Source organism: Hymenobacter profundi, assembly GCF_019334315.1.
Taxonomy (GTDB): domain Bacteria; phylum Bacteroidota; class Bacteroidia; order Cytophagales; family Hymenobacteraceae; genus Hymenobacter; species Hymenobacter profundi.
In genome coordinates, this window is the sequence record NZ_JAHWGL010000033.1 from 25,358 (window position 1) to 43,447 (window position 18,090).

Below are 18,090 nucleotides of genomic sequence, written 5' to 3' on the forward strand. Positions count from 1 at the left end.
GATGAAACAATCGGAGATAACTGCAGACGTTCCTATATTCATTTATGCACATCCTTTGATCTGAATTCACATAACTTACATGTATTGAGCGGAGATTCATGTCATTCAGTAAATGTTGAGGCTTCAATTGCGTCGTTTAACGAAGGAAAATTCGTTTTCGTAGCCTATTCACACGGTAGTCCAAGCGCGCTTGTATCCACAGCAGACCAAATGGGATATTTGAACTCAAATAACTCTCATTTATTTGGATGCAGCTTGGTTTATACTAATAGCTGTTATTCAGCATTAGAATTAAAGGATTCACTAATCAATTCTAATTGTTATGCTTATGTAGGATATAAAGGAAAAGTACGGCTTCCTGATAGTGTAGAAGATGAAGATATATTTATTACATGTGAGAATAAAGGACTAGTACATTTTTTAAATACAAGTGATACCCTAACCGAGTCAGTAAAACTAATGATAGATTATTACTGGGAACAATATTATAGGTATATTGAAGAGGATAATTTTGTAACAGCCGGTATATTAAGACACAATGTCGATCTCCTAGTTATACATGATGAAAGATCAATAACAAAGCATGATTTATACAATTAATATAAGCAAGCATCGCTAGACCAGCACACACTAGCAACCTGTATAAAATTTTAATTATATAATTTATTATTGCATTTAATAAATTATACTAGCTCAAAATACAGAAAACATCAAGATGATTGTAGGTGATACCATAGAGCAAAGTATTTTTTCATCCCTCACATGTCCAGTGAGCCAAAAGGTATTGCCACACATACAGCGACGCCTTTTGGCTTGTTGGGTAGGACATTATAAGGGTGCTTGGCACATTTTGGTGCGTTGCTCCCACTGCAAGCTGGAATACATTTGGTACACCAATGAACTACCTGAAGGCCTACAGCTCTATAAGGTGCGTGTACATGCGGTAGCGGGACCTGATCCACTTGGTGGGCGAACGCTTCCAGAGTTGACAGAAGAATTCATGGTGCTGGCTACAGACCGACAAGGAGCATACCGCCAAGCACAGCTTTCAATGGAGATGCCATTGGCGGGACAGCTAGTGACTATCTATATTGACGATGAAGAAGAGCGGGATGAGCGCTTTTAATTATGCAACAGTGGCGAGCCCTAGAAAGATTAGTTGCTCTGCTCACTGCAGTAGAATATCAAGACAACCTGTTATTCACTGTAATTCCTAACGCTAGGATCAAGGGTCACTTAAGTGGCTACAAACGACAGATTGATGTCCTAGTCGATTACAGGTATGGCACTGATATAGAGAGGAGGATAATCTTTGATGCCAAGGACAAGAAGCGCCCAATTGATGTCAAGGAGGTAGAAGCTTTCGAAGGCCTAATGCGTGACGTACAAGCTAAGAGAGGCTTCTTAGTTTGTACGAATGGACATACCAAAGCAGCTTTGAATCGAGCTCAGGACCATATAGGCATCCGCCTCATAATGCAGGAGGATATCGAAAGTTTAAACTTGAGCCAATGGGTCGAGTGCATGTCTGAAACATGTAAGTTCGGGCTCGTCCTTTGGGATTATTACTTCTATATTCAGACCGGTGGAATGATTGCCATGCATGCGGTCGGTAAATGCGACGGCTGCGGTAAGTTTCATGTTTGGTGTTGGGATTGCGGAGAGCAGGTTCACTTAGAGAAAGAGGATCATTGGCAATGTCTATGTGAACCTACTTGGTCATGGCTTAGCTCCTCTAAGACACACGAAACCTTGGGGGAACCCCTAGGGAAAAGTATATACCTCCTGTTACTTCATCAAGACACTTCTTACAACATTATTGATAGAAGACCCCTATGATGGAGCTGGCGGCAAGCATCTAAAATGTAGAGCTTGATATTTATCTACTGTTATGATTGTAAGGGTCATTTATCATCCTCATACATCCCTCTTTTCTATCATCTAATGCTGCAGCATAAGCAGTGTTTGCATATGATAGGCCATTGAGTTCTTGCAAAAGGAAGTATGCTTCGTCAGATATTTCGCGCTCTTGTCGGGCTTTGCTGCCATTTGTCGGGCGTCTACTAGGAAGAGCTGCTCGTTTCTGGAGAAGGACTATGTATTGCTTTTCAAGTGCGTCAACTTGTTGCTTGAGGTGTACTGCGTTTTTCATTGCGTACTAAAATAGAAGAAGTTTTCATTTTACCATGCAATACTTGTAAGCTTAAGGCCTGTAATCCGATCCGTTGGCTCCTCTACTGCCCCAGATCTCCAAACGTCGACAGCTATGCTGATTGCACTCTTGTAGGGCAATAGTTCAAGATTCGGCTAAATGTAAAAAGCCCCTCAATTGAGGGGCTTTGTTATTAGTTGTTACTCAACTGGCTCATCATCCTGTACAGGCTCAAGTTGAAGCTTCAAATGATCGAAAATAGTTAGGTGTGTATTCCCTAAAGGCGTTGCGGCTGTGTGAAGAGCCAGTAATGCTCGTGTATGAGCGACACTTTCATGTGCTAAAATCTGGAGCTGTTCACCCGCTAACCTCCACTTCACGCGGCCAGTCGATTCAACGACTACTTTCGATATTTCCTCAATCATAAATGAGGTTACGCAAGTACCACTGACGACAGGCTTGTCGTGCCCCTCAGCAAGGTATGTAATATCAATTCTAACTTCTACCCGCTTGCTTTCAAGGAATATTCGATGAAGCGTATTTAATTGATAAATTATTTTGTGGTCATCATCTGGTTTGAAATCTATGTCATAGTAGAAAGAAGTAAGATCTATGCTTTCCACTATAACACTTCCAGGGAATGCGTTTTCAGGCATAATAGCAACTATTTTGAAGCTTAGGCAGGGGTCAAATAAAGGCAGCAGGTTTCTCAGTAACTGCTTTTGTTGAACTAGGCATTGATAAAACGCCTTGAGCTTGACTGCTCAAAGTAAAACCCAAGATTTCATCTCTTTTTAGAACATCATCTAAGTCTTCCAACCGCAGACGGGGAACAACGCCAATAGCCAGGCACACTTCGGAAAGCTTTTCCAACGAGGCATTTGTATCGCCATTGAGCATCTGCGAAACATAACCGGGGCTGCAGTCAAGATGCTCTGCCAACTGCCGGCGAGTCATGTTGCGTTTCGTCATGAAGGCAGAAACGGCCTCGAAGACAGTCGTGCGCATTTCGGTGAGCCAATAGCTAGGATGGGATAGGATTTCGCGGCGGGAGAACATAGAGTGTGATGCTAGAGTGTAGAGAGGTACTGTAATACAAGATTTTCAAAAGCAGCTATATCAGCGGCCTGTGTGTTTTTATGTCCTGCCATCACCACTACCTTTCCAGCAGGGTCATCTAAGTGACACAAATACACGCGTAAGTTTTTCGTTTTGATTTCGTGGTTGCGCGCCCTACAAGCTTTACCGTTCGATGTGTAAGTAAAGCTCTCGCCCAACGGATGGTACTTCGTCCCAGGTAGATGCCTGAGCTTTGCTACCTGGTCCATCAAGCTAAATGCACTGATTAGTTCTGAAACGTGGTTGCCATCGTCTTTAATTTGTTGTTGAAACTCATCAAAAAAGCAGACGTCATCTTTCAGAAGCTTGTAAAAAGTAACCTTGCCCTGAATCTGCGTAAGTCTTTCGACCTCGAACTTAGGTGCTCTCTTACTACTAGAAGCAGGCATAAATGTTTAGCAATTACTTAACAATTCTTGATACAGCAATAGTTCTGAACAAAATACTTTGCTCAGTGCCACTATTCTACACATAATGTGGCAGTCTGCTAATATTCTCTGGAAAAAAGCTGGAACACTCGCATCTTAGCGTGCGGTAAAAGAGCTGGGATATTCTGCTTAATATGAGCACTGATTATCTTCTGTACCCATATCTTCTACACCTATGCCTAAGCCCACCCAACCACCTACTACTCCACAACAAAGCTACACGCAAGAGTCTACGTCGGACTATAAACAACTGGCAGCTGATTACAAAGCACAATACATGCATCTGTCGGGCCGACTAATCGGCAGCTTGGAATCGCAAGTGATGATGCTCAACGTCCTGCTGGAGCGTACGCAACGCCAATTAGATCGGGAACGGCGGATGTTGAATTTGCTCATACGCGAAGAAGCCAGCCTGCTGACACCTGAAGAGGAAGAGCAGCTGCGCGAGTTGCTCCCAGCATTCTCTGAAGCAGGCGCCCCAACCATCTGATTCCTATTATCCCACCTACTCTAGGAACATGTCGGAGACGCACGCTACCATACCACAAGAACTCCTGCTTCACGCGCAAATCATTGGGTTGTTAGAGCTTAATATTCAGGCTATAAACTCCATTTTGGAGCGTTACCAAGAAGAATTGGCGAAGGAAAAAGCCATTGTACAGGCATACTATCGGCAAGGACCACCTGGCTTACCGCTACTCTCAGAGCATACCATCCCAAAAGTATAAGCACTATGGCTCAAGAGATATTCTGCGCGGCGCTGGGTGAACCATTGGTGGAAGGAGTCTGGGTGTATCCTGCCCGCTGGGGGTTTCCTGATGGAGAGCCTATCCAACGCTCATTTTTGTGGCGCGTAGAGCTCCGCAGAAGACAACGCGTACTCGTGGCCCAGGACACCGGCCAAGTCCTTCGTCTTACAGCAGAACTAGCCGCCTATCTAGGAGTCATTCACCCCTCTCATGCCGTATCGATTACAGATTATCCTTCGCAGTGGAAGGCATGGCGCGACGATGGTTGGGGTATTTACATCATGGATGCCTGCGACGACGGTATTATGCTCAGCGCGCGTAGCAGACGCGGCACCTACACTTGCCGCATTGAAGGAAATGACTTCCTAGAACTCTTACGTACCCCCGGCGGCATGGAGAAGTTTCTGATAGAGAATCTACACAGTGCCAATCGACCGATACCCCGCAAGAAAGCAAAGCCGTTGCAGCCACGTTCTAGCAGTGCACAGAGGGAGGAAACTTGTTTTTCCTCTCTTTCGTTTTACATTTGTCACAACAACACCCGCCACGCTTCTCGTTAGATCAGCGCACCAGGGCGGGTTTTTTGTTGCCTATCGCCTGTGATTTATTCCAAGCCTGCCCTCCCGTTTGCGCAACAAGTGGCTCTATTGCAGAGTCGTGGGCTGCTTATTACCGATGTTGCCGAAGCCGAACGCGCCCTGGCCAGGCTCAGCTATTACCGGCTGGCGGCCTACTTTCTCTCGTTCCAGACGCCCGGCGACCCTACGCATTCATTTCGTCCCGGTACCACGCTGGAAACCGTTATTGGCCTCTACGAATTTGATGAGGCACTGCGCTCGCTGGTCTTTAGAGCCACCGGAACCATCGAAATAGCATTGCGGGCTCAACTCGCTTATCACAATGCGCTTCTATGGGGACCGCATTGGTATGAAAACCCACGCACGGCTATTAGTTCGCATCGTTTCCAAGGCAATCTAGTAGCACTAGATAAGGATTTAGGCCGCGCCCATGAGATGTTTCTCGATCACTACCGAGCAACATATTCTTCCCCGCAACGTCCGCCCTGCTGGATGGCCTTTGAAGTGGCCTCTTTCGGCATAGTATCCAAACTGCTACACAACCTACGCTCTTCTCCTGCTACCAAAGCCATTGGGGCCTACTTCGGCGTGGATGACGTCGTACTGAAAAGCTGGGCGCAAATGCTAAGCTACGTGCGCAACATCTGCGCGCACCATTCCCGGCTGTGGAATCGTACCCTGACGATCAAACCAGTGCTGCCTCGGCGACCCCGTAACCTATGGCCCGTCACAGGCCCTATGCCACAGGACGACCGGCTCTACATCGTACTGGTCGTTGCTGCTTATCTTTTGGATGCGATTGATCCACGAGCGGCCGTGACGTTCAAGCAAGAGTTGAAAGCGTTGTTGCAAGCCCATCCCACTATTCCCCAACGCGTGATGGACTTCCCGGCAAATTGGCAACAGGACGTATTCTGGCAATAGTTTGTAGCACCTCCCTAGCACGAGGCGAATTTATTCTTTACTTCGCGAGTACCTCTATTGTAACGCTACTTGCTCGTGACCTATTCAGAATTTGAAACCCGCTGGAAAACATCCGGCGGCGCGGAGCTGTCCAACTACGGCCTGTTCATCCAAGACCTCTGCGACCTGCTCGGCGTACCCCGCCCCGACCCCAAAACGGATAACCCCGCCCACGACGCCTACGTGCTCGAACGGGCCGTGCAGTTCAACGACGGCGGCAAGAAAAGCACCGGCCGAATCGACCTCTACAAACGCGGTTGCTTTATTCTCGAAACAAAGCAGGGGGTCAACGACTTTGTTGAAGTTTTAACTACTCTAAAAAAACGCGCGGCGCGTGATTTACCTCAGGACCTCAGGACCTCAGGCGTGAACTGGGTCTAGCCCCCGAGAAGCGTCGCACCGGCCACGCCACTCGCGGCACGGCCAAATGGGAGCAGATGATGCAGGCGGCCCGCCAACAAGCCCTGAGCTACGCCCGTGCCCTACCAACCGAAGAGCCCCAACCCCTCTTCATTCTAGTGGCCGACGTGGGCTACTGTATTGACGTCTATAGCAACTTTGCCAGCGTCAGCGAAGCGTTCGTCCCCTTCCCTGACCAGACCCGCTACCGCCTCTATTTGAAAGACCTGGCGGAGGAAAGCACCCGGCAAACGCTTCGTCAAATCTTCCTAGAGCCCCAACAACTCGATCCTTCCCGGCGGGCTGCCCGCGTCACCCGCGAGCTCGCTGGTTACCTTGCAGGGCTTTCCTCCCAACTAGAACGAGCTGGCCACGCTGCCGATACGGTCGCGCACTTTCTGATGCGCTGCCTGTTCACCATGTTCGCCGAGGACGTCAACTTGATTCCGAAGGCCTCCTTTACGGGTCTGCTGCAACAATACAGTACGCCCGAGCTACGTGACCTGCTACCTGATGCACTACAGAGCCTGTGGCATACGATGGACAAAGGAGGGTTCTCTCCCGATTTGAAGGCCAGGCTGCGTCATTTCAACGGGAAGCTCTTTCACGATGCGATTGCCTTGCCACTGACAGCGGATCAAATGGAGTTGCTGCTACGAGCCGCCAAAGCCGATTGGACCGAAGTAGAGCCTACAATTTTCGGTACGCTGCTGGAGCGTGCGTTGGACCCAAAGGAACGGCACCAATTGGGTGCCCACTATACGCCGCGGCGTTACGTGGAGCGCTTAGTGATTCCCACGATCATTGAGCCGCTCCGTCGGGAATGGGCAGCTGCCCAGGCTGCTGGTGCGTTGTGGCTGGAGAAGGGTAAGACGAAAGAAGCCCGGGCTGAACTAACGCGCTTTTTGCGACGCCTAACATCGGTGCGCATCTTAGATCCTGCCTGTGGGTCGGGAAATTTTCTCTACGTGACGCTGGAGCACCTCAAGCGTTTGGAAGGGGAAGTACTGACCGCTATGGGGTTGCGTTAGTAACTGGACAAAGAATTACGGTAAGGCCTTGTCGACTGCTTTTGCAGTAGGCACCGTGGACTTTTCGTTGATCTGGCAGCCCGCAAAGCGCAGGATCTTATACAAGGTGCGGCGGGAGCCGATGTGGAAGTAGTCCATGAGTTGGCGGGTAGACTGCTGGCCGGCTTCGTAGAGTTCCTTGACGGCGGGGGCGATTTTCTGGTAGCGCGGGGCCAGGCCCGGGGGCCGGCCGCCCTGGCGGCCGCGAGCACGCGCCGCCTGCAGCCCAGCGCGGGTGCGCTGCACGAGCACGTTGCGCTCGTGCTCGGCCAAGGCGCAGAAAATCTGAAACACGAGCTGACCACCCGGCGAGGTCGTGTCAATCGGGTCCTGGAGGGAAATCAGGTGCAGGCCGCGGCGGCTCAGGTCCTCGACCACCTCAATCAGGTGCTTGGTGGAGCGGCCCAGCCGGTCGAGCCGCCAGATCACGACCGTGTCACCTTTGCGGGCGTAAGCCAGCAGTTTTTCCCAGTTCGGCTTGTGGGCCTGCACCCCGGAGACGGTATCGGTATAGATATCGTCGCAGCCAGCCTGCCGGAGGGCATCGAGTTGGAGGTCGAGTACCTGCTCGCTGGTGCTGACGCGGGCGTAGCCGAGTTTCTTCATGGTAAAAGGAGGGTGAGTGGTACCGGAAAGAGGCGAAACGCGAATTTAGGGTATCTTGATTGCGGAAACCCGTTTCGGGTACCGCAGTTTGCCGGGTCAGGCGTCCGATTTTGGGCGGTACTTGGTGGTACCGGAAAAGGGGCGTTTGTTTACCACCTGTCGCCTTGCGCATGCCCGCCGACTTCCTGACTGCCCTGGAGCGCCAGCGCTACCAGACCCTTCCCGCCGACCTGCGCGAAGAAGACCTGCAAGCCAGTTGCTGGCTTACCCCCGCCGACCAGCAGCTGGTCGCCCAGCAGCGCCGGGACACCAACCGCCTCGGGTTTGCGGTGCAACTGGGCGTGCTACGGCTGCTGGGCTACCTGCCACCGGAGTGGTACCGTCAGGTGCCGGATAGTCTCGTGCAGTTCGTGGCCCGGCAACTGGAGATCGACCCCGCGTTGTTTCAGGCCTACGGCGAGCGCGAGGCGACGCTAACCGAGCACCTGCGCGTGCTGCTGAACCACTTGCAGGTGCGCCGCTGGCAACCCGTGCTGGATGCCCCGTGGCTTGAAGCCTGGCTGGTGGAGCGGGCCTTGGAGCACGATAACGAGCGCCTGCTGCTCACCTTGGCCCTGGGCCACCTGCGCCAGCACGGCATCCTGCGGCCCGGCATCGTGGAGCTGGAGCGGCTGGTGGGCGCCCTGTCTGAGCGTACCCAGGCCGAAACCTACCGCCGGTTGCTCGCACTGCTTACCCCCGAAGTCGTGACCCAACTCGATGCCCTGTTGGTCGTGGAGCCCGCGCTGGGTCTGTGCCGGCACACGTGGTTGCACCAGCCCCCGACCAGTAGCTCGGCGACCAGCATCCTGCAGACGCTGGGCAAGCTAGCGTACCTCGACCAGCTCGGTGTGCCGGGCTGGCAAGCGGACGAGCTGCACCCTAACCGCCAGAAGCGGTTGGCCCACACCGCCCGCAACAAAACCAACCAAGTTCTTCAGCGCTTCGCGCCGGCCAAGCGCTATCCGCTGCTGGTGGCCGCGTGTCGGGAGGCCTATCGCGACCTGACGGATACGGTGCTCAAAATGATGGACGAGCATTGGGAGCACGCCGTGGCCCGCGCCCGGCGGGCGCTGCAGGACGACCAGCTGGCGCACGCGCGGGCCAAAGACCAGGCCCTACGCACGCTGGGCCAGGCCATCGGCCTAGTCATGGACGAGGAACACGTACCGGACGAGGTGCTGCGGGAACAGATTTACGCCCAGGTACCCCGCGAGCAGCTGCAAGCCGCGCTCACCGCCGTGGCCGACTTCGCCCGCCCGGCCCGTCACTCGTACTTGGACTATCTGCTACCGGTGGCCGCCCGCCTGAATACATTGCTGGGCCGCCTCTTGCAGCAGATAGTGTTTGAGCAGGCGTTTGCGGGCGACGACTTCGCCGACGCGCTTATCTTAATCAAAGAGCTGCACACGGGCCAGCGGCGCAAATTGCCCGAGGACGCCGCCACGGCCTTTATTCCCGCCAGCTGGAGGGCGTTCGTCTTCGACCAAACCGGCCGCGCCCAGCGTGTGCGCTACGGCTTGTGCGTGCTGGCCACGCTGCGCGAGCGGCTGCGGGCGGGCGACGTGGTCGTCAACGCCTCGCGCAAATACGCCTCGCTCGATACCTACCTGCTTTCGCCCGCCGAATGGGCGCGCCAGCGCCCGGACCTACTGGCGCAACTCGGCAGCGCCCAGCGTCTTGACGAGCGGTTGCAGGAAGTCGAGGCGCAGTTGCCGTTGCTGGAGCAGTTACTGGCGCAGGGCCAGGACATCCGCCTCGACGAGGACGGGGAGTTGGTCGTCACCCCGTTACGGGCCGAGGAACTGAGCCCCGAGGTCGAGCAGCTGCGCGCGCTGCTGAGCGCCTCGCTGCCGCGGGCGGAGCTGACGGAAGTGCTGGTGGAAGTCGACCAGTGGACGGGCTTCTCGGCCGAGCTGACCGGCCTGGACCAGACGACGCCCCGCGCCCCGGAGCACCAGGCGCTGCTCTACGCGGCCCTGCTGGCCAACGCCTGCCACATCTCCCTGCGCGAGATGGCCCAGAGCACGGGGCTCGACTACCAGTCCCTGTGTTGGGTGGCCGCCAACTACTTACGCGAAGACACGCTCAAGCGCGCCACCACCCGCCTAGTCAACCACCAGCACCGCCAATGGCTGGCCCGGCACTGGGGCGGGGGCACGCTCTCTTCCTCCGACGGCCAGCGCTTTCCCGTCAGTGGCAAAATCCGCAACGCCCGCGCCATCCCCCGCTACTTCGGCTACGGGCAGGGCCTGACCTTCTATACCCACACCGCCGACCACTACGCCCAGTTTGGGAGCCGGGCCATTTCCTCGACCACCCGCGACGCGACCTACGTGCTGGACGAGGTGCTGGGCAACGAGACCGACGTGGTCATCGTCGAGCACGCCACCGATACGCACGGCTACACGGACCTGATTTTCGGACTCTTCGACTTGCTGGGCCTGCAGTACTCGCCGCGCCTGCGCGACATCGGCGACCAGAAGCTCTGCCGCATCCGGGGCCGCGAGCTGAGCTACCCAGGCCTGCACTTCACGGGCCACGTGCAGCCCGGCTACATCGAGGCCCGCCTGGAAGACTTGCTGCGAATAGCCGGCTCGTTTAAGCTCGGCTACGTGACGGCCTCGCTCTTCATCGGCAAGTTGCAGGCCTATCCACGTCAGCACAACCTGACCTACGTGCTGCAGCAATACGGGCGGCTCATCAAAACCAATTTCATCCTACGCTACCTGCTCAGTCAACCCTTGCGGCGCAAGATTCACGCGCAGCTCAACAAGGGCGAGCGGCTGCACGCGTTGCGGGTGTTTCTTTGGTTTGGCGGCGACGGGCTCATTCGCCGCAAACAGGAAGAAGCCCAGCAGGAGGTCGTAGGAGCCTTAAATCTGGTTACCAACTTGGTGGTGCTCTGGAACACGGTCTACCTGCAGCAGGTGGTGCAAACGCTGCGGGCCGAAGGCGTGGCGGTGCGCGACGAAGACCTGGCCCGGCTCTCGCCCGCCCGCTACGAGCATATCAACCGGTTAGGCAAATACACCTTCCCCAGCCAGGTGGAAGTGGAGCCCAACGGGCTGCGCAGCCTGCGAAAGCCGCTGGAAACGGCTTAGAGTAATTTTATCCCCCCGCTGCTATAAGAAGGCCAAGTCCCAGTAGCTGCGCTGGGAGTGGTTGACCAGTTCCTGGTTCAGATGGCGCAAAGTAGGATCGGCATTGGGCGTTTCTTGCGTGCGATAGTTATGGTGCGCCACGCTTTGCGCCTGCTCCCGACTCGTAATCTTGGTGACGCGAATAATTGCAAAGGCCATCAGGTAGCGGGCTACGGATACAGGTAGAAAGAAGCCGGAGGGGATTTTCCAATGTATAGTGGGTTATACATTGAACGAAAATCGGCCGCCTCTACCGAACGATCTGTGTAGGCCTTCTATTGCTAGCCTCTTCCGCAGGAAGTGTATTATTTACTAGCTTTCTATAGGTAATGTAAACCAGTGCTTGCCTCCCTGCCTACCGGATCCGTAAGCGGTGACACTGTAGAATCAACAGCTGCTCCAGGGTCAGTTCGCCTTGCACATAGCGTTGCCACAGTGATAGTGTTTCAGAACTCACTTGCGGGAATCCTGCTTCGGCTATTCCCACAATCTGCTCTGCCTGCTGGAGGCGCGATAACCACCCTTGTTGTTCAGGTAGAGACAGAGAAGCAGGCGGGCAAGGCAAGTAACCAGAAGACATGATACAGCAATAAAGTACAAAAGCTATCACAGCTTTGAGGCTCTAGTACGGAATGTGCTGAGGTGAGTTACGCCTTATGGAAACGAAAGTAACATGGTCTTAGCCCTGTTTTACCAGCCAGTCTTCTTGCTCTCGCTTTTCTATTCTGAAGCCGTCCTGTAGATAGATCTGCTGCAGATGTTGCTCAAAGGTATCCGCCCGTTTCTGGCGTTGCGCATAGGGCCCAGGGTTGTTGTACATCTCCCGCACTTCGCTTAGCCGGAAAGCCACCTCCGCCTTTTTCTCCGTGACCTGGGGTAGTTCCTTCTTTGCTAATTGCCGAGGCTTTTTGGAGGCAGTATAATCCTCCAAGAGGTACTTCTCCACCAGGGCTTTGTAGATGGCGCCAGCGGGCTTTTTAATCTTGCCCTTGCGAAACTGGCTCTGCACAATGTGCATCACGTATTCCACGTACCCTTCATCGTACTCCCCGGCGCTCAGTTGCGCTTCGATGGTGGCAATACTACGGTTCCCCACTCCGCTTTCTATCAGACGCTGCTGCCACACAGGACGCGCAATGGACGTCATTATTGTAGCGGTTCCCGTTGGCGGGAAGGAAAAGATGATGCTTTTCGCGGACCGCCCACTGCGCTCTACATTGTAGGTGAACGGTATATCCGTTGTCGCAATTTCGTCTTGTGCTTTGTCAAGTACCCGGGCTTTGAGGTTCTTAAATTCACGGTACTCGTTCTCATCAATATCAAGGGCAAACCGTAACTGTTCCAGCGTCATAGTCCGCTTGCCGAAGTCGCCGTACTCACGGAGCAGGAAGTAGATGCGGAGCGAATACGGGCTCTTCAGTTTGTGTAGCTGCTCTACTTCGGCCGTAGTAAAGTTGCCGCTCTCTCGAAGCTGTAGCAGGTAAGGCATGATCAGTGGGTTGAAAGAGGCGACTACCCCACCCATTTCGCCATGGTAGTCCGCTTGCGCCATAAGCGGCCGGTTGAGATACACAGGCTTCTTCTTTCGCTTCCGAGTCTGCTCATCCAGCTCTTCTATGTGCACCGTGAATTTGGTGATATCACGACACATGTCAGCAATTGCCTCGTAGCTGGAGCCACCTTTTTTACTCTTGGAGTGCAGCAGTTCCTCAAACGGAATGAACTGAGGTTGAAACTCCTCGTCATTGAAGTCAATGCGCGTGAGTAGGGCAATGAAAAGCCGCATTTGCATGGGAGCGAAGCTAAAGCGGGCATTCACAAGCGCATTGTGTTGGGCAACGACGGCTGTAATCTTGCTGGCTGGACTCTTCATGGAAGTAACGTCATTTTTGTAGCGGTTGAAGTCCTACTTGACGTCATTTTTGTAGCTGACTGACGTCATTTTTGTAGCGCCCGACGTCATCTTTGTAGCGGTTAACGTCATCTTTGTAGCGGTTGACCCTCTTAACTATTTGTAAAACTGTGAGTTATGGCACCTATAATACTATTAATATAGTAACAAGTAGTAAAAGCTAGCTAGCTTTTTTTGACGTCATTTTTGTAGCGGTTGTTAAGTTCTGGGGAGTATAAATTAGTATACAAGCTCAATTTTACACCGCGCGTTTTTTGCGTTTTTATACTTCTAGATACTACCTATTTATGTACTGACAGTCAACGGGTTGTAGCTCACATCACGACCTTACGATACAGTCATGTCCTCTTCTACGCCGGGGGCAATCGACGGCGTTTCGCTTGCTTTGCTGGGATCTCTCGTTCAGCTTCAGGTTTGCCATCCAAGTAAGCCAGCAGCGCATCGTTAAGTACGTCACCGATCGTCTCGTGAGACCAGAAGGTGTACTGTTGTAGACGACGGAACGTGCTAGGTGGTAACGCGTTGGTGAATCGAATCTTGGCCTCGTCACCTGCCGTTGGTTCAGGTGCAGGCTCGATCCGCGGGGAAGGTGAATTGCCCAGAAGAAGATCGTCCACCGATTGGGCAGGCTTTGGGAGCAGATGACCGAGGGTTACTTTCTGTTTCGACATTACTTTTTGCGTAGAATTTCTTGGGTAAGCGCTTCGTAGTCCTGCAAAGCTGCGGATTGAGGAGCCCACTCGTACAACGACTGCTGGTTGACTTGCGCTTCGGCTACTGCGACGTTATCACGAATCGTAGATTCCATCAAATAGGCCCCCAGGTTGGGGTGCTGTTGCATGACATCGACAAATTGGTGATGCAAGCTCTTGCGGTAGTTCTTGGCGTATTTCGTCAGAAACACCCCTCCTACCCGTAGGTTCGGTGAGAAGTTTTTCTGAATGCGACTTACTAAGTCGAGCAGTGACTCCAGGCCGTTGAAAGCAAAGTACTCAGGCGTTGTAGGAATGTAGACTTGGTCCGATGCTGTAATCGCTGCCATGGCCAAGGCCGAGTTTGGGCTGGGCCCTGTATCGAAAATCACAAAGTCCACCAGCTTGCGCAGGTCGCCTACCAGATTCTTGAACGCCAACGGGTACATGGCGTCGGTACCCAGCAACTTTTCGGCAGCCGCCAACGACGGAGAAGCGGGTACTAGCCACAGGTTAGTACCGACCTGTTGCATAGCTTCTGGGAAGCCAAGAGAGCCATCAAGTATCTGGGTCAGGCTCTTGTCCTGTGAGCTGGCTGGAAGTGCCTGGGTAAGATTCATCTGCGGGTCGCCGTCAACAAGCAACACCCGGTGCCCATCATGAGCAAGACAGTGAGCAACGGCCCATGCAGAAGTGGATTTGCCTGTTCCTCCCTTGCGGTTTGTAAACGTTAGTATCTGCATCGTATTGGTATTGTTGAGAACATTGCGAGTAAACATACGCAGTATTCACAATACGAACCATAAAAAGCACATTGTATTCTTAATGTTGGAGATGTTGTAGGTATTGACAATATGCTTTGTGTTGTGCGTGTGTATAATGCACAAATACAATATTACCAACATACGGCAGGAAACAATAGGGACTCTATACGCTTCCCTTAGAAGATAGCCAGTTGACAGTGAAGAAAACCGTGTCGTAACACCTTGTAATTCACCCTTTAATAAAGGTTATAGACTGTAATCAGTGCGTTCACTTCGAGGCTGACAGTTGATAATTCGGTACTGGAAAGGGTCTAGTAGATTGCTCCATACGTTCCCCTACTAATTTAAACGTGAGACGAGTACCCGTGATCGTATGGTAGTCTAGTTGCACAAATCCATAGGCTGGATGGTACCATAGGTCCAGGGAAGAATTTCCCACCGGGCAGCTGGCACGGGCGCGGACCAGCCAGCAGGAGAGTGAACCGAGCGGCATATGTACCACTTGCTTCCCGACCACCCGGTACTGGCTGCGCACTTGGATTCGACCCCGCCACGTGGCCCACTGCGGATTACTCCAACTCTCACCCACTGTTAGATCCCACGTCCACTGATGGCCTGTTTTAGCGGGTAATTGTATGTAGGGGAAAGGACTCAGCTCCAAGATGGCGTAGTCCCCCTCCCGCGGAGGGTGACTCCACAGGAGCGAATCATGTTCAATTACCCCAGAAAAATTTGTAGGCGTGGCGTGAGCCCCGTAGCTATAGCCGAGTCTCGTCTGCCGCGTGCGCAGGGCGAAATGGGCCGTACGGAAGGTGTCAACTTCCCAACTAGGATCGATTCCGAAACTGGTGAGCACCAGCGTATCTAGTTGTACCTGTTGACTGCCGGGAGCAACCCGAGCCACTTGATAGGTGAACTGATGACCTTCCCGAAAGGCATTGGCTGGTGGCGCTACCGGCGCTGTTTGCGTTTGACACGCTAGCAGGGTGGACACTGCTCCAAGCAACCCGTAGCGATAGCCAAGGCGAAACTGGCAGTAGGGGGACAGAACACGAGACATAGGCGAGGCAAATAAGAACGTCTTGCTAAGGTAAAATACCATAATCCGAGGTTGCGAGCGACGAGGCAGAAACCCTACATATTCCAGGGAGTGTCCGAGAAGAAACCTTATATAAAGCAACTTTTCCCAGGAGCAAGAGGGAAAAGAAGCCGCCGCCAACTTTGCCCAACATCCTATTTTGCTAGGACCAAGCAGGAGGTAGGCTGACGGCTACCTACTAGCCATACCCACCGGCAGCAGTTGCTAGGCAAAGTACTGCGCTAAAATGGCCGTCACCTTCTCCTTGGTGAGCGGCTTATTCAGAAAGCCGGCAATGGGCAGTTGCTCGGCCCGCGCCTGGTCGAGGGGGTGCAGCGAGGTGGTGAGCATGACGATGACAATCGGCCGCTGCTGCGCCAGTGGCAGCTGCACATAGGCTTCCAAAAAGCCCAGCCCGTTGAGCACGGGCATGTTCATGTCGAGGAACAGGAGCTGGGGACACGCGGTGCTGTCGGGACCGTGACAGGTCTGGCCCAGCGTACGCAAGGCCTGCTCCCCATTTTCGGCCGTGAGCACCTGCTCCACTACGCCCATGCGGGTCAGCAGCGCCTTGTTGAGGAAATTTGTTGTGCTATCATCATCGATGAGCAGCACACTGGTTAAGTGAGGCATGGCGAAAAGGCCCTTAGGTGGGGAAGGTGAGCGTAAAGGTGGTGCCCACGTCTACGTGGCTGGCCACGGTAATCGTGCCGCCGCCGTTTTCGACCAGGCGCTTGGTGATGTAGAGGCCCACCCCGGTACCCTCGACGTGGGTATGCAGCCGTTGAAACAGCCCGAACAGGCGGCTCTGCTGGTGGGCGTTCAGCCCCAGTCCGTTGTCCTGCACTTCCAGCGCCACCCGCGGCCCCGTCGAATAGGCGCGCACCTGTACCTGGGCGGGCCGGTCCAGGGCGCGGTACTTAACTGCATTACTGAGCAGGTTGTAGATCGCGGAGCGCAGGTTGGCGGGGGAGAAAGAGACCAGCAGGTCCGGTGCGACCTCGACCGTGAGCTGCGCGTTCGCTCCCGCAAGCACCGGGGTCAGATCCAGGCGCACCGCTTCGATGACGGCGGCCAGGGGGACCGGCTCCGCGGAGCTGGCGTGGGCCAGTTGCAGCTTGGACAAGTCCGTCAGCTGGCCAATCGTGAGCTGAAAGCGCGTGGTGGTATGCTCCAGCAGGTGGAGCAGGTGCGCGGTCATCTCGTCCTGCTGCACGGCAGCCGGCAGCGTGTCGCGCAGGGCCAGGGTAATACTCTCGATGTTGGTAATGGGGGCTTTCAGGTCATGCGAGGCGGTGTAGACGAACGTGTCCAGGTCCACGTTGGTGCGCGTGAGCTGGGTATTGGTCGTATTCAGCTCCTCGTTCGTGGCTGTGAGTTCTTCGTTGATGGCCGCGAGCTCCTCGTTGATGGCCGCGAGCTCCTCGTTTAGGGCCTGCACCTGCTGGCGGGCGTGTACCTGCTCGGTTACTTCCATCACAAACGCCAGAATGCCGTTGCTGTGGCCTTGCTCGTCGCGCCGGGCCTGGTAAACGACGGTGAAGTAGCGGTCCTCCAATTCGGTGCTGCCGTCGGCGCGGGCCACGGGGATGAGCAGCTCCTGCTCCTGTTGCGTTTCGCCCGTTTCGTACACGTGCCGGAGCAAGGTTTCCACGTGGGTGCCGGCCATTTCGGGAAAGACATCAAAAAAGCGTTTTCCCACCAGCTGCCGGTCGGGCACCATCCACAGGTAGCTCGGGTTGTGAAACTCGTACACCAGGTCGGGTCCCGCCTGAATGGCGATGCCGATGGGGGCCTGCTCAAACACCGTGTAGAGCTGCTGGCGCTGGGTTTCGCGCTCCTGGCGGGCCAGCACCTGCTCGGTGACATCGAGGGCAAAGGTGGAAATGCCCACTATCTCGCCATTTTCCCGGTAGGCCTGGTACGTGAAGTTGAAGTAGACCGGGTGGGGCGGGCTGTCGGGCTGTTCGGACACGAAGGGCACCTCGGCCCCAAAGAACGTTTCGCCCGTGCGGTACACGCCCTCGAGCATGGCCAGGTAGCCTTGAGAGGCGGCATCGGGCAGGGCCTCGGCAAAGTCGCGCCCCACCAGCTGGCGGCCGGCAAAGACTTGCTGAAAAACCGGGTTGACGTACTCGAAGCGATACGTCGGCCCGCGCAGCAGCGACACGGCCGCCGGGGTTTGCTCGAAGATTTGGTAGAAGGACTCGCGCACCTGCACCTGGCGCTGGGCCGCTTCTAGCAGGTCGGCTTGCAGGGCCAGCGCCTGCTGGGTGCGCGCCTGCACGCGGGCTTCCAGCTCCTGGTTGAGCTGCTGGACTTGCTGGCGGGCTTCCACCTGGGCCGTCACGTCCACGGCAAAGTTGAGCACCTCCGTCACCTGCCCCTGCGCGTCGCG

The 18,090-nt window shown here is 54.4% G+C and carries 18 protein-coding genes; 8 read left to right on the top strand and 10 right to left on the bottom strand.

The annotated features are described in order from the left end of the window. Positions 1–84: 84 nt before the first annotated feature. Both KYK14_RS09900 and KYK14_RS22575 read left to right on the top strand, forming a co-directional pair. Positions 85–600, top strand: coding sequence for a hypothetical protein (locus tag KYK14_RS09900; RefSeq protein ID WP_219158701.1), 516 nt, complete (start codon positions 85–87; stop codon positions 598–600). A gap of 528 nt (positions 601–1,128) precedes the next feature. Further along, positions 1,129–1,839 carry a restriction endonuclease gene (locus KYK14_RS22575; protein ID WP_219158702.1) on the top strand — a complete coding sequence of 237 codons (711 nt, stop codon included), beginning with the start codon at positions 1,129–1,131 and terminating at the stop codon, positions 1,837–1,839. Between the two features lie 513 nt (positions 1,840–2,352). Here the strand turns inward: KYK14_RS22575 and KYK14_RS09910 are convergent. The 3 genes from KYK14_RS09910 to KYK14_RS09920 are packed head-to-tail and all read right to left on the bottom strand — an operon-like array spanning position 2,353 to position 3,660. Continuing rightward, positions 2,353–2,808 (bottom strand): hypothetical protein, encoded by a 456-nt coding sequence (locus KYK14_RS09910; RefSeq protein WP_219158703.1) that lies wholly within the window; start codon positions 2,806–2,808, stop codon positions 2,353–2,355. 31 nt (positions 2,809–2,839) lie between these two features. After that, positions 2,840–3,211 carry a helix-turn-helix domain-containing protein gene (locus KYK14_RS09915; protein ID WP_219158704.1) on the bottom strand — a complete coding sequence of 124 codons (372 nt, stop codon included), beginning with the start codon at positions 3,209–3,211 and terminating at the stop codon, positions 2,840–2,842. 11 nt (positions 3,212–3,222) lie between these two features. Further along, positions 3,223–3,660, bottom strand: coding sequence for a hypothetical protein (locus tag KYK14_RS09920; protein ID WP_219158705.1), 438 nt, complete (start codon positions 3,658–3,660; stop codon positions 3,223–3,225). 214 nt (positions 3,661–3,874) lie between these two features. On the opposite strand from KYK14_RS09920, the gene KYK14_RS09925 reads away from it, so the two are divergent. The 5 genes from KYK14_RS09925 (at position 3,875) to KYK14_RS09945 (ending at position 7,419) form a co-directional block, all read left to right on the top strand. After that, a complete protein-coding gene (locus KYK14_RS09925) occupies positions 3,875–4,189 on the top strand; it encodes a hypothetical protein (RefSeq protein WP_219158706.1) in 315 nt (104 codons plus the stop codon). A 243-nt stretch (positions 4,190–4,432) separates the two neighbouring features. Next, positions 4,433–5,008, top strand: coding sequence for a hypothetical protein (locus tag KYK14_RS09930; RefSeq protein WP_219158707.1), 576 nt, complete (start codon positions 4,433–4,435; stop codon positions 5,006–5,008). 39 nt (positions 5,009–5,047) lie between these two features. Further along, on the top strand, positions 5,048–5,950 hold the full coding sequence (locus tag KYK14_RS09935) for an Abi family protein (protein ID WP_219158708.1): 903 nt from the start codon (positions 5,048–5,050) through the stop codon (positions 5,948–5,950). Positions 5,951–6,025: 75 nt separating this feature from the next. Continuing rightward, on the top strand, positions 6,026–6,370 hold the full coding sequence (locus KYK14_RS09940; RefSeq protein ID WP_219158709.1) for a type IIL restriction-modification enzyme MmeI: 345 nt from the start codon (positions 6,026–6,028) through the stop codon (positions 6,368–6,370). A gap of 56 nt (positions 6,371–6,426) precedes the next feature. Further along, on the top strand, positions 6,427–7,419 hold the full coding sequence (locus KYK14_RS09945; RefSeq protein WP_219158710.1) for a type IIL restriction-modification enzyme MmeI: 993 nt from the start codon (positions 6,427–6,429) through the stop codon (positions 7,417–7,419). Between the two features lie 15 nt (positions 7,420–7,434). Here KYK14_RS09945 and KYK14_RS09950 read toward each other — a convergent pair whose 3' ends face one another. Continuing rightward, entirely contained in the window at positions 7,435–8,064 is a 630-nt protein-coding gene (locus KYK14_RS09950) for a recombinase family protein (RefSeq protein WP_219158711.1), read from the bottom strand. A gap of 170 nt (positions 8,065–8,234) precedes the next feature. On the opposite strand from KYK14_RS09950, the gene KYK14_RS09955 reads away from it, so the two are divergent. Then, a complete protein-coding gene (locus KYK14_RS09955; protein WP_219158712.1) occupies positions 8,235–11,207 on the top strand; it encodes a Tn3 family transposase in 2,973 nt (990 codons plus the stop codon). 21 nt (positions 11,208–11,228) lie between these two features. On the opposite strand, the gene KYK14_RS09960 is transcribed toward KYK14_RS09955, so the two are convergent. From KYK14_RS09960 to KYK14_RS09985, 6 genes are all read right to left on the bottom strand, one after another. Beyond that, entirely contained in the window at positions 11,229–11,405 is a 177-nt protein-coding gene (locus tag KYK14_RS09960) for a plasmid recombination protein (RefSeq protein WP_219158713.1), read from the bottom strand. A 520-nt stretch (positions 11,406–11,925) separates the two neighbouring features. Then, positions 11,926–13,119: a replication initiation protein gene (locus KYK14_RS09965; protein ID WP_219158714.1), complete on the bottom strand. Its 1,194-nt coding sequence runs from the start codon at positions 13,117–13,119 to the stop codon at positions 11,926–11,928. Positions 13,120–13,508: 389 nt separating this feature from the next. After that, positions 13,509–13,829: a hypothetical protein gene (locus KYK14_RS09970; protein WP_219158715.1), complete on the bottom strand. Its 321-nt coding sequence runs from the start codon at positions 13,827–13,829 to the stop codon at positions 13,509–13,511. After that, complete coding sequence (locus tag KYK14_RS09975; protein WP_219158716.1) at positions 13,829–14,629, bottom strand: ParA family protein; 801 nt, start codon at positions 14,627–14,629, stop codon at positions 13,829–13,831. The genes KYK14_RS09970 and KYK14_RS09975 overlap by 1 nt, the downstream gene beginning before the upstream one ends. Positions 14,630–15,917: 1,288 nt before the next feature. After that, positions 15,918–16,325 carry a response regulator gene (locus KYK14_RS09980; protein WP_219158717.1) on the bottom strand — a complete coding sequence of 136 codons (408 nt, stop codon included), beginning with the start codon at positions 16,323–16,325 and terminating at the stop codon, positions 15,918–15,920. Between the two features lie 13 nt (positions 16,326–16,338). After that, on the bottom strand, positions 16,339–18,090 hold a 1,752-nt coding region (locus tag KYK14_RS09985; protein WP_219158718.1), incomplete at its 5' end, for a PAS domain-containing sensor histidine kinase.

Coding starts and splice junctions, on each gene's coding strand:
- KYK14_RS22575 (WP_219158702.1), top strand. CDS start 1,129: ATGCAACAGTGGCGAGCCCTAGAAAGATTAGTTGCTCTGCTCACTGCA.
- KYK14_RS09910 (WP_219158703.1), bottom strand. CDS start 2,808: ATGCCTGAAAACGCATTCCCTGGAAGTGTTATAGTGGAAAGCATAGAT.
- KYK14_RS09915 (WP_219158704.1), bottom strand. CDS start 3,211: ATGTTCTCCCGCCGCGAAATCCTATCCCATCCTAGCTATTGGCTCACC.
- KYK14_RS09920 (WP_219158705.1), bottom strand. CDS start 3,660: ATGCCTGCTTCTAGTAGTAAGAGAGCACCTAAGTTCGAGGTCGAAAGA.
- KYK14_RS09925 (WP_219158706.1), top strand. CDS start 3,875: ATGCCTAAGCCCACCCAACCACCTACTACTCCACAACAAAGCTACACG.
- KYK14_RS09930 (WP_219158707.1), top strand. CDS start 4,433: ATGGCTCAAGAGATATTCTGCGCGGCGCTGGGTGAACCATTGGTGGAA.
- KYK14_RS09945 (WP_219158710.1), top strand. CDS start 6,427: ATGATGCAGGCGGCCCGCCAACAAGCCCTGAGCTACGCCCGTGCCCTA.
- KYK14_RS09950 (WP_219158711.1), bottom strand. CDS start 8,064: ATGAAGAAACTCGGCTACGCCCGCGTCAGCACCAGCGAGCAGGTACTC.
- KYK14_RS09955 (WP_219158712.1), top strand. CDS start 8,235: ATGCCCGCCGACTTCCTGACTGCCCTGGAGCGCCAGCGCTACCAGACC.
- KYK14_RS09960 (WP_219158713.1), bottom strand. CDS start 11,405: ATGGCCTTTGCAATTATTCGCGTCACCAAGATTACGAGTCGGGAGCAG.
- KYK14_RS09965 (WP_219158714.1), bottom strand. CDS start 13,119: ATGAAGAGTCCAGCCAGCAAGATTACAGCCGTCGTTGCCCAACACAAT.
- KYK14_RS09970 (WP_219158715.1), bottom strand. CDS start 13,829: ATGTCGAAACAGAAAGTAACCCTCGGTCATCTGCTCCCAAAGCCTGCC.
- KYK14_RS09975 (WP_219158716.1), bottom strand. CDS start 14,629: ATGTTTACTCGCAATGTTCTCAACAATACCAATACGATGCAGATACTA.
- KYK14_RS09980 (WP_219158717.1), bottom strand. CDS start 16,325: ATGCCTCACTTAACCAGTGTGCTGCTCATCGATGATGATAGCACAACA.